Raw genomic sequence first — 11,066 nt, 5'->3', positions numbered from 1 at the left:
ACCGCCGCGGCGCTGGCGTCCGGGGTGATCGGGTCCCGCTCGGCCGGGATCATCACGATGGCCGTGGCGAAGGTGCGTCCGTTGTGCAGCCCGGAGAAGGCCACGGAGATGGAACATGCCCTGGCCCGCACCGCGGAGGAAAACGACCAGGACTTCCTGGCCAGGGTGGCCCGGCGCTGGATCGAGGCGATCGACCAGGACGGACCGGAACCGTCCGAAGAATCCCTCCGCCACCACCAGGGAGCGTTCCTGCGCCGCCCCAAACACGGCCTGTTGCATGTGGAGATCTTCGCCACCACCGAGCAATACGAACACCTGCTCACGGTCATGAACACCGCCACCAACCCCCGAACCCGCACACCCCAGGGCGCAGCAACCCAGGGCACAGCTCAGGTCTGCGCGGAGCCTTCCGGCGATTCGTCCGGGGGACCATCCGGCGAGTCGTCCGGCGATTCGTCCGGCGATTCATCCGGCGAGTCGTCCGGGAGTGCCGGGGCGCCGGACCGGCGGTCGCGGGCGCAGAAGCTCCTGGACGGTCTGGTCGGCGCCTGCAAGCTCGCCCTGGCCACGGGATCCCTGCCCGCCACGGGCGGCCACCGCCCGCAGATCCTGGCCACCATCGACCACCGCGACCTCTTCCCCCAGGACCACCGGGATCCGCAGACCGGGCAAGCTTCACAAGACGGGCAGCCTTCCCGGCCCGGCCACCCCGCACTCTTTGGCGTACCCAACCGCCCCGGGCAACCCGGGCGAGGTCTGGGCACCGGGTCCTTCACGTTCACCGGGCCCGTCCCGGCCGCCACGGTGCGCAAACTGGCCTGCGACGCCGACATCATCCCCGTGGTCCTGGGCGGCGAGGGCCAGGTCCTGGACATCGGACGGGCCTCACGGATCTTCCCGCCGCACATCCGCAAGGCCATCACCGCGCGGGACAAGGGCTGCGCCTTCCCCGGGTGCACCATGCCGGCCCCTTGGTGCGAGGCCCACCATATCGAGTACTGGTCCCGCGGCGGAGTCACGAGCGCCGCGAACGGGACGCTGCTCTGCAGCCATCACCACCACCTGATCCACAAGGAAGACTGGCACATCCAGGTCCAAGCGGGCGTGCCCTGGTTCATCCCGCCACCGCACACCGACCCCCACCGCAAACCCCGGAGAAACCACTACTTCCAGTTATGAGTCCCGAGATGGGCGTTCTCCTGTGCCCACTTATCCTCCACAAGCACTCTGCGGCGGGCCTGTCCACATAGCACCGGTCCGGGCTGCTGCTGCGGGCTCGGACCTTCTAGGCTCGTGGATATGCCACGTAGGAACCGAGCCTCACCCGCGGATGATGCTGCGAGTGCCGCCCGGCTCCGATTCGTTGCTCGTCTTGCGTCACCGACGGACCACGAGGCCGAGGCTCAGCCTGGCCACGTCAACAAAACGGAGCCTCTGCTTCCATTGCAGGCCTTGATGACATCCGGACCGGCTATGGACGATGTGGGGGAGCAGTCAGGCACCGAAGGGGTGTCCGAAGAGGCAGGACCTCCATCGAGGCTTCGGTGGCGCACTCCATGGCGGGTAGCCGTGTTGTTGGCTTTGCCTTGTTTGTTGCTGGTGATTTGGTTCTTCTGGCAGTCCTGGTCCGGGCAGCCGATGGTTGAGCCCCTCGTTCGAAGTTCACATGCGGGAGGAAATCCCGAAGCGGGCGCGGGAAGTAGAAATGGCGGTGTCGATGGGGACCTGGAATCACCCGATGGAGCCCAACTCCTCATAGTCCACGTGGCGGGTGCCGTGAAGAACCCCGGGATTGTCAGGGTGCCCGCCGGTGCGCGGGTATTCGACGCGATCGCCGCAGCTGGTGGTGCGGATACAACTGCCCAGCTTGACAGCCTCAACCTTGCCGCCATCGTGGAGGACTCGGCGAAGATTCATGTTCCGCGGCTGGGGGAGGCTGTTCCGTCACAGCTTGCGGGGCCAATTGGCGGTGCGCCCACAGCCGGTGGCGCGGGAACCGGGACTTCTGGCGGTGGAAAAGTCAACCTCAATACCGCGACGGCCGAGGAGCTCGACGCCTTGCCCAAGGTCGGCCCCGTCCTGGCCAAACGCATTGTCGAATGGCGGCAGCAGCACGGCCCGTTCGCTGCCGTGGAGGACCTCGATGCCGTGGATGGTGTTGGTCCCAAGATGATGGAATCGCTTCTGCCCTTGGTGACGGTCTAGGGTGAGCGGAGTCAAGCTGAGCCCCGGCCGCGTAGACCTTCGGCTGGCCCCGTCTGCCGTTCTCACGTGGGCTGTCTCCCTTGCGGCCGCCTATCTACCTTCCCTCTGGACGGGAGTTGTGTGCGTGGCTTTGGCCCTCGCCGCGTGTCTTCTTCTCGCCACTCGGGCCAGGGCTCCTCGTAGCCTGAGGACGTTTCCTGCCACGTTGGCCGTTGCGTGTTTGTTCGGCGCGGCCGTGGCCGCCCACGCCGCAATGCAAGCCGGACAGCGCGACGACGGACCGGTTGCCGACGTTGCAGCGGCGCGCGATTCGGTGGTCATTCATGTGTTGATCGTGGGTGATCCTCGCGAGTTAGGCACGGATTCCCGTGGATCGGGACGGTGGGCCGTGCCGGCCGAAGTGATTGATATTGCGGCCGACGGCATGCTGATCCGCTCCCGCACCAGAATTCTGCTGACCGGAGGCGAAGGCTGGGGGCAGGTTGTCACGGGACAGGAGGTAAGAACAGCCGGAAAACTGAAGCCTGCAAAGCCAGGACAAGTCGAGGCTGGTGTTCTTGCCGCCGCCACCCCACCCATGCGGCCGGACTCACAGCGGAAGCCAGACACACAGAACAAGCCAGACACACAGAACAAGCCAGAAGCAAGGCACCCGACGCAAGGACCTGCCGACATTCCCCACGGTCCCGCCCAATTGAAAAGGCAATTCAGTTCCGCCGCCGAGTGGTTGCAGGGCGACGCCGCCGGTCTCCTGCCTGGAATGGTCACGGGCGACACCACTGGCTTGGACGAAAGCCTGGAGACGGCGATGAAAACCACCGGCACCACCCATCTCACCGCGGTCAGTGGCGCAAATTGCAGCCTCATTCTTGGCGGCCTGGTGCTACTGGCAAGGAGCTTTAGGCTTGCTAGGGGAGTCGCGGCAATCGTGGCCCTTGGTGGCCTGGCGGCCTTTGTCATGATGGTGGGGCCGGACGCAAGCGTCCTGAGGGCAGCGGTCATGGGTGCTATCGGCCTCACCGCGCTAAGTAGCGGCCGGCAGGGCAGGAGCCTGGGCTTTCTGTGCCTCGCGGTCACTGGGCTTCTCACCCTGGATCCCTCACTTGGTACGAGTGTGGGGTTCCTCTTGTCCGTCCTCGCTACCCTGGGAATTGTCCTGTTGGCACGGCCTATCGCTTCCTGGGCTCCGTCTTGGGTACCTTCCTGGCTAGCGTCCGCCGTTGCCGTCCCCTTGGCGGCGCAGCTTCTGTGCAGCCCGGTCATCGTAGCCTTGCAACCGCAGTTCTCCAGCCACTCATTGCTGACGAATATCGCAGTTGCTCCGTTTGTCGCACCCGTGACGATCCTGGGAACCATTGCTGTCCCCCTTGTCCCGCTGCTTCCCTGGCTTGCAATTGTTCCGATAGCCGTTGCCGGGGCCAGCGCGGGAATGGTGGCGGCAATCGCCAGGTTCTTCGCCGGGCTTCCCGGAGCGTCCTTGCCGTGGCCGGAAGGTCCCGCTGGAATCGCCACCATGAGTCTCTGGTCTGTTGGGACAGTCCTGCTTGTGTGGCTGGTCTTGCATCCGACGCGGGTGGTCTCCGCCGTACTGTGGTTGCACGGCCGCTTGGTGCTCCTCATAGCCGCAGGGGAGTCGTCTCTTCGTCGCCGATGGACCCGCTGAACGTGGGAGACTGGAATTCTGCAAAACCCTTCTGGAAGGAAGCAACATTGGCTGCTGCCCAGGTCTCCAAGGCTAAAACTTCCGCGGCGAACACCGCCAGCTGGCGGGACGTTACCCCATCCGCGGTAGTGCTCATCACCGGCCCTGAGGAATACCTCGGAATCCGGGCCATGGATCGGATCCGATCGCAAGTGCGTGCCGCAGCACCGGAAGTGGAAATCAGCAAGCTCAATGCCGGAAGCTACGAGTCCGGTTCCCTCGCAATGGCGGTCACGCCGTCGCTGTTCGATGAGGCAAAACTCATCGAGATCGAGGGCCTCGAGTCCATGACCGATGCCTTCCTTGCCGATGCCTTGAAATACTTAGCCCAACCGGAGAACGACGTCGTGTTGGTCCTTCGCCACGGTGGCGGGGTGCGCGGAAAGAAACTCCTGGACGCCATCAAGTCCTCCGGATGGCCGGTGGTGGACTGCCAACCCTTGAAAAAGGACGCCGAGAAAACAGCATTCGTCGCCTCGGAATTCAAGGCAGGCGGCCGCCGCATCGAAGCGGAAGCCGTCCAAGCCCTCGTCAATGCAGTCGGAGCCAGCCTCTCCGAACTCGCTGCGGCATGCAACCAGCTCATCGCGGACGCCACCACCACGGTGGACGCAGCCACCGTCGAACGCTACTACGGTGGCCGCGTGGAAGCCACGGCATTCAAGGTTGCTGACGCCGCCATGGCCGGCAACGGGCCGCAAGCGCTGTCCAGCCTCAGGCATGCCCTCGCCACCGGGGTTGACCCGGTGCCACTGGTAGCCGCCCTCGCCGCGAAGCTCCGCACCCTGGCCAAGGTAGCCGGCGCCCAGGGATCGTCGGCACAGATCGCCAAGCAGCTTGGCATGCAGCCATGGCTCGTGGAACAGGCCCAACGCGACGTTCGCCGTTGGACTCCCGAGGGCCTGATCCGTTCCATCCAGGTCACGGCTGAAGCGGACGCCCAAGTGAAGGGCCTCTCGCGGGATCCTGTGTACGCGGTGGAGCACGCTGTCACCGTCATTGCCACCTCGGCCCGCGGACGCTAGGTCCGCGCGACACCCAGACTGTCGGGCGCTACGCGCAATGCTTGGCGACGCCCGAATACCTGGGTCGATAGGCATTTTCCGCGTCGTCAGTAAGCCCCGCCCGTCCGCCGGCGTGCCTCGAATCTTAAAGACGCGAGGCCGGCACCCAAATGGGTGCCGGCCTCACGTTCAGCTCAGTCGAACTGGATAAACCTTAGAGTGCGTTGACCTTTTTGGAGATCGCCGACTTGCGGTTTGCAGCGTTGTTCTTGTGAATAACGCCCTTGCTGACAGCCTTATCCAGCTTACGGCTAGCAGCAACAAGAGCCTTTGCAGCGGCATCCTTGTCCGTGGACTCAACGGCGGTGGCAACGGCGCGGATGGCCGTCTTCAGCTCAGACTTGACGGCGTTGTTACGCAGGCGAGCCTTCTCGTTGGTGAGGATGCGCTTCTTCTGGGACTTGATATTAGCCACGTGTGTGAACTCTCTTTTTAATGCGGAAAATGGTCTAGAGGGTTTTCAGGTTGGCCATCGACTGAGCGGCGTGGGGATGCCTATGGCAGCCAACCATGAGTGGCCGTCGACCTGCACGGACACACAGCCATAAATATTATCAGACTCGGCCCTTTTCCGGGGATTTCGGGTCTACGCCGAATCGTGTTGCCCGTTGAGCCGACGGGCCACAACTTGGAAAGCGCGCTTGTCGAGGACAGCACCCTCGCGCCGGACGTCCGCCGGATTGATGCGAACCACCCGGTCTACCTTGACCTCGCTGGGCCGGCCTTGGGGGTCCCAGGACCCAGTTCCGATGTCGACGTAGTCATCTGAACGGCGGCCGTTGTCGTGGTCTTTGCTGGTCAGCATCAGCCCGAGCAGCCACGCGCCGTCGTGCCCTATCAACAGGACCGGGCGATCCTTGCCCTGGGAATAATCCTCTTCGTACGGAACCCAAGACCACACGATCTCTCCGGGGTCCGGTTTGCCGTCCGGATTAGGGCAGTACCGCGGAGCCACGGCGCCGCGGAAGTCGCCCGGGTAGGAGCGGGAGAGCTGCCCGACGCCGGTGCTTGCGCTCCGGGCTTGGCCCGCCTTCGCCGGGGCCCCGGCCTTCGGGGACCGGTGAGGGGGTGTGCCAGCCGGGGATCCGATGATCCGTCGGAGGTAGCCCAGGGAGCCTCTGAGTAGTCTGCCAAGCAAATGTGTATCCGGTGCCATGGAACTACCGTACTTTCCCTTGCCGTGCCGGGTCGCACAAAACGCCTCGCACACAAGTCGTGCACATACGTCTCCCACATTGCGACGGCGCCCGATCACAGTGCACAAGCCGCGTCATGTTCATGGGAGACTATTAGTTCAGATATGCGGCTTCGGCCGGAATGGTCCAGACCAGTCCGGAGTCCGGCCGTGTGAGTATCGACAGTAAGGACCCTGCGTGTCTCCCATGGCCCGCACCGCACCGGTGCCCGCCGCGACAGATCCGGCCATCATCCGGAACTTCTGCATCATCGCCCACATCGACCACGGTAAATCCACCCTGGCCGACCGCATGTTGCAGTACACCGGCGTCGTTAAGTCCCGCGACATGAAGGCCCAGTATCTGGACCGCATGGATATCGAACGCGAGCGTGGCATCACCATCAAGTCCCAGGCTGTGCGCATGCCTTGGGAACTCGACGGCACCAGCTACGCCCTGAACATGATCGATACCCCCGGCCACGTTGACTTCACCTATGAGGTTTCCCGTTCCCTTGCGGCCTGTGAAGGCGCGGTCCTCTTGGTGGATGCCGCCCAGGGCATCGAGGCCCAGACCTTGGCCAACCTCTACCTGGCGATGGAAAACAACCTCACCATCATTCCGGTGCTCAACAAGATCGACCTCCCGGCCGCCCAGCCCGAAAAGTATGCCGCGGAACTCGCCAACCTGATCGGCGGCGATCCCGAGGATGTGCTGCGCGTGTCCGGCAAGACCGGCGTCGGCGTGGAGGCCCTCCTGGACAAGATCGTCCGCGATCTTCCAGCCCCTGTCGGCGACCCGGACGCTCCGGCCCGCGCCATGATCTTCGACTCCGTGTATGACACCTACCGCGGTGTGGTCACTTACGTCCGTGTCGTGGACGGCATGCTGCACCCACGCGAGCGGATCCAGATGATGTCCACCCGCGCCACCCACGAGCTCCTGGAAATCGGTGTCAGCTCTCCGGAACCCACTCCCTCCAAAGGGCTGGGCGTCGGCGAGGTAGGCTACCTCATCACCGGCGTGAAGGACGTCCGCCAGTCGAAGGTCGGCGACACCGTGACCAACCTGGCCAAGCCCGCTTCGGAATCCCTGGCCGGTTACGCCGATGCCAAGCCCATGGTCTTCTCCGGCTTGTACCCCTTGGACGGCACGGACTATCCCGTTCTGCGGGATGCCCTCGAGAAGCTGATGCTCAACGACGCCGCGCTCGTCTACGAGCCGGAGACGTCCGCCGCCCTGGGCTTCGGTTTCCGCGTGGGCTTCCTGGGCCTGCTGCACTTGGAAATCACCCGTGAACGCCTCGAGCGAGAATACAACCTCGACCTCATCTCCACCGCTCCCAACGTTGAGTACGAGGTCACGCTTGAGGACAAACGCGTCCTGCACGTCACCAACCCCAGCGAATACCCCACGGGCAAAATCGCCGAGGTGCGCGAACCAATGGTGTCTGCCACCATCCTGGCTCCCAATGAGTTTGTGGGCGCCATCATGGAGCTGTGCCAGAGCCGCCGCGGGGTCATGGGCGGCATGGACTACCTCTCGGAAGACCGGGTGGAAATCCGGTATCGCCTGCCGCTGGCCGAGATCGTCTTCGACTTCTTCGACATCCTCAAGTCCAAGACCCGCGGCTATGGATCGCTGGACTGGAAGGCCGACGGCGAGCAGGTTGCCGACCTGGTCAAGGTGGACATCATGCTCCAGGGTGAGCAGGTTGACGCTTTCAGCGCTATCACCCACCGGGACAAGGCCTACGCCTACGGCGTCATGATGACAGGCAAGCTGCGCGAGCTCATTCCCCGCCAGCAGTTCGAGGTCCCCATCCAGGCCGCCATCGGCTCCCGGATCATCGCCCGCGAGAGTATCCGCGCCATCCGCAAGGACGTCCTTGCCAAGTGCTACGGCGGTGACATCACCCGTAAGCGCAAACTTCTGGAAAAGCAGAAGGAAGGCAAGAAGCGCATGAAGATGGTGGGCCGCGTGGAAGTTCCACAGGAAGCATTCATCGCAGCGCTGACCACCGACGAATCCAAGGACAAGGCCAAGAAGTAATGCGGCTGTCCGCCCGGAACACTGCGGTACAGGCGGGCACAGAACGGCCCCGGAGGGAGTTCCGTGCCTAGCGTTCTTCCCCTGGGGGATCCTGCACCTGCGGACGGCATCTTGCCTCCGCAGGTGCTCGACGGTGTCGATTCGCGCAAGTTTGGACTGTACGTCCACATACCTTTCTGTGCCGTGCGTTGCGGATACTGCGATTTCAACACCTACACCGCCACTGAGCTTGGCGGCGGCGCCTCCCAGGACGCCTACGCGTCCACCGCCATTTCGGAAGTGGAGTTCGCCGTCCGGGCCATGGAAGCCTCCGGGCTGCCGCAGCGGCCCCTGAGCACGGTGTTCTTCGGCGGCGGCACGCCGACCCTCCTGCCTGCTGAAGATCTCGCACGCATCCTGACGGCCGCCGTCGGGCACTGGGGACTGGAAGCCGGAGCCGAAGTCACCACTGAAGCGAATCCGGACTCCGTGACGCCGGAGTCCCTCCAGCTGCTCGCGGATGCCGGCTTTACGCGGATTTCCTTCGGCATGCAGTCGGCAGTCCCTCACGTGCTCAAGGTCCTGGACCGTACACACACACCCAGCCGCGTCCCCTTGGTGGTCCAATGGGCGCGCGACGCCGGCCTTGCCGTGAGCCTCGACCTCATCTACGGCACTCCCGGCGAGTCGATGGCTGATTGGCAGACCTCCCTGGAGACTGCCTTGTCCTACAGTCCGGACCACATCAGCGCCTACGCGCTGATTGTGGAAGAAGGCACCAAGCTGGCGGCACAGATCCGGCGCGGCGAGGTTCCCGGGATCGACGACGACGACCACGCCGCGAAGTACGAACTCGCCGATCAGCTGATCAGCGCCGCCGGTCTGGACTGGTACGAGGTCAGCAATTGGTCCCGTACGCCCGAACAGGCGTGCAAACACAACCTTGCCTACTGGCGGGGAGACGACTGGTGGGGCATCGGACCCGGTGCGCATTCCCACATGGGCGGCGTCCGCTGGTGGAACGTCAAGCACCCCACCGCCTATGCCAACAGACTCGGTAGCGGGGCCTCGCCGGCCGCTGGACGGGAAACGCTCGACGCCGGAACCCGGGAAGTGGAACGCATCATGCTGGAGGCGCGCCTCGGCACCGGGCTTCAAGTCGACGCGCTCGACAAGGTGGGCCGCCACGCCGTTGCAGGCCTCATTGCCGACGGCCTGGTTGAACCCGCAGCGGCCTTCCAGGGACGGCTGGTCCTGACCCTCAAGGGCCGGCTACTCGTCGATGCCGTGGTCCGCCGGATCCTTCCGGACTAGCGGCAGGCGTCAGCGCCCGGAGCGGGAGGCTACATAGGCATCCGCCGCGAGGACCGGCTACTTGATCCAGCGCAGGTTGAAGCGGTAGCGGTGCGGCTGACCGTGGTTGACGCGGATTCCGGCCGACACCGAGAAGCAGGTCACTGCGACCCAAATCGCCGTGGCCAAAACCGCGAACAGGTTTCCCACCACCGGGAGCAGGACCAGGATGTTTGCGAGCACGGCGGCAATCGTCGGAGGCAAAGTGAAGTTGAGCGCTTCCTTGGATTCCTGGGCCGTGAACGGGCCACGCTCGCGGAAGATCAGGTAGATCAGGAGCGAAGGCACGCAGCCGAGGATTCCTCCAAAGTGCGCCAGGGTTGCCCACTGCCGGTCTTCCGAGGCGGTCAAGGGCAGCGCGTTGGCAGGAACGCCGTGGTACTGGGACTGGCCCGAGGTGCCGTCCCGATCGTCAGGAGCGTTGTCTGCCACAGTTTCTTCCTTCGAGTGTCTATCGGTGCAGTGTTGCTGTCCCAGAATACTTGCTTGGCACGCAGTCAGCCGACCAACTGCTGTCCCCTACGCAGGTAATTCATCACGGAACGGTCAGGAAATCGATCACTTCCTCCACGCGACCGAGCAGAGACGCCTCCAAATCGGCATAGCTGTGGACGGCGCCCAGCAGCTTCTGCCAACCCAGTCCGACGTCCTCGGCCGTTTCATGCGGCCAGCCGAACGCCTTCAGGATCCCGGTCTTCCAATCCGTGCCCCGCGCGATGGTCGGCCATTGCTCGATCCCCAACACCTTGGGCCGGATTGCCTGCCAGACGTCCACGTAGGGGTGTCCCACGATCAAGACGTTTCCCGCGGCGCCCGGCAGCATCATGGCGTCGGCAGCAATCCGCGACTCCTTCGAATCCGGGACCAAGTGGTCCACAAGGATCCCGAGACGGCGGCCCGGGCCAGGGGAGAATGCGGCTATTGCCGCCTTGAGATCGTCCACGCCATGCAACGGCTCGACGACGATACCCTCCACCCGGAGATCATCTCCCCACACCTTTTCCACAAGTTCGGCGTCGTGCTTGCCTTCCACCCATATCCGGCTCGCCTTGGCGACTTGGGCCCGCTGGCCGGCGACTCGGACGGATCCTGATGCTGTCCTGCCTGCTGGCGCCGCCCCCTTGGCGGCGGCCGGGCGTGGGGCAGGCGGCAGGAGCTTCACGGCTTGTCCCTCCAGCAGGAATCCGAAGCCAAGCCGGAACGACTTGGCCTTTCCCCGCCGATCCTCCAGCACCACAATGTGCATGCCTCCGGACTTCTCCACCCTGGTCACGGCCCCGACCCAGCCGGACTGGACGTCTTCGAGAACCATTCCGCGTTCAACAGGAACCTCAGGCAGTTGCCGTTTGGCAGGCGAGGAGAGGTCTTGCGGGCCCCAATTGTCGTAAGACACGGTCTTCACACCACTTTGCGCTAGGGGATCGGTCACGGTCCGTGGCATTGCGCAGGACCGCGCGGGAATCATGTTCGCCGCGAGCGGTACCAATGCTAACAACGAGGTGGCTCATACTAGACTTGTTAGCACTTGGGCATGTT

General features: G+C 64.2%; 10 protein-coding genes. 6 read left to right on the top strand and 4 right to left on the bottom strand.

Annotation, left to right across the window (positions count from 1 at the left end; translation table 11 throughout):
• The 4 genes from AC3WJM_RS08335 to holA form a co-directional block, all read left to right on the top strand.
• Positions 1 to 1,179, top strand: a 1,179-nt coding sequence (locus AC3WJM_RS08335) for an HNH endonuclease signature motif containing protein (protein WP_492271586.1), incomplete at its 5' end; no start/stop codon positions are given.
• Positions 1,180 to 1,725: 546 nt separating this feature from the next.
• Positions 1,726 to 2,205 (top strand): helix-hairpin-helix domain-containing protein, encoded by a 480-nt coding sequence (locus AC3WJM_RS08330; RefSeq protein WP_275937076.1) that lies wholly within the window; start codon positions 1,726 to 1,728, stop codon positions 2,203 to 2,205.
• Between the two features lie 235 nt (positions 2,206 to 2,440).
• Positions 2,441 to 3,868 (top strand): ComEC/Rec2 family competence protein, encoded by a 1,428-nt coding sequence (locus AC3WJM_RS08325; RefSeq protein ID WP_492271585.1) that lies wholly within the window; start codon positions 2,441 to 2,443, stop codon positions 3,866 to 3,868.
• Positions 3,869 to 3,915: 47 nt separating this feature from the next.
• Positions 3,916 to 4,932, top strand: coding sequence for a DNA polymerase III subunit delta (gene holA / locus AC3WJM_RS08320; RefSeq protein ID WP_492271584.1), 1,017 nt, complete (start codon positions 3,916 to 3,918; stop codon positions 4,930 to 4,932).
• Positions 4,933 to 5,125: 193 nt separating this feature from the next.
• Here the strand turns inward: holA and rpsT are convergent, their stop codons facing one another.
• On the bottom strand, positions 5,126 to 5,386 hold the full coding sequence (gene rpsT / locus AC3WJM_RS08315) for a 30S ribosomal protein S20 (protein WP_028267110.1): 261 nt from the start codon (positions 5,384 to 5,386) through the stop codon (positions 5,126 to 5,128).
• Between the two features lie 171 nt (positions 5,387 to 5,557).
• Positions 5,558 to 6,127 (bottom strand): type II toxin-antitoxin system PemK/MazF family toxin, encoded by a 570-nt coding sequence (locus AC3WJM_RS08310; RefSeq protein ID WP_492271583.1) that lies wholly within the window; start codon positions 6,125 to 6,127, stop codon positions 5,558 to 5,560.
• A 217-nt stretch (positions 6,128 to 6,344) separates the two neighbouring features.
• Between AC3WJM_RS08310 and lepA the strand changes: the two genes are divergently transcribed.
• Both lepA and hemW read left to right on the top strand, forming a co-directional pair.
• The gene (gene lepA, locus AC3WJM_RS08305) at positions 6,345 to 8,198 is read left to right on the top strand and encodes a translation elongation factor 4 (RefSeq protein WP_284988999.1); all 1,854 of its coding nucleotides are present in this window, start codon (positions 6,345 to 6,347) and stop codon (positions 8,196 to 8,198) included.
• 63 nt (positions 8,199 to 8,261) lie between these two features.
• Positions 8,262 to 9,491 carry a radical SAM family heme chaperone HemW gene (gene hemW / locus AC3WJM_RS08300; RefSeq protein ID WP_492271582.1) on the top strand — a complete coding sequence of 410 codons (1,230 nt, stop codon included), beginning with the start codon at positions 8,262 to 8,264 and terminating at the stop codon, positions 9,489 to 9,491.
• Between the two features lie 57 nt (positions 9,492 to 9,548).
• Here the strand turns inward: hemW and AC3WJM_RS08295 are convergent, their stop codons facing one another.
• Entirely contained in the window at positions 9,549 to 9,962 is a 414-nt protein-coding gene (locus AC3WJM_RS08295) for a DUF4870 domain-containing protein (protein WP_059390016.1), read from the bottom strand.
• A 103-nt stretch (positions 9,963 to 10,065) separates the two neighbouring features.
• Positions 10,066 to 10,923: a DUF3097 family protein gene (locus tag AC3WJM_RS08290; RefSeq protein WP_306959820.1), complete on the bottom strand. Its 858-nt coding sequence runs from the start codon at positions 10,921 to 10,923 to the stop codon at positions 10,066 to 10,068.
• Positions 10,924 to 11,066: the final 143 nt, after the last annotated feature.

The sequence above is a fragment of the Arthrobacter sp. FW306-1B-G06A genome (genome assembly GCF_058781765.1).
Note: the sequence above shows the minus strand (reverse complement) of the source record. Positions and strands in the feature narration are given on the sequence as shown.

Coding starts and splice junctions, on each gene's coding strand:
- AC3WJM_RS08310 (WP_492271583.1), bottom strand. CDS start 6,127: ATGGCACCGGATACACATTTGCTTGGCAGACTACTCAGAGGCTCCCTG.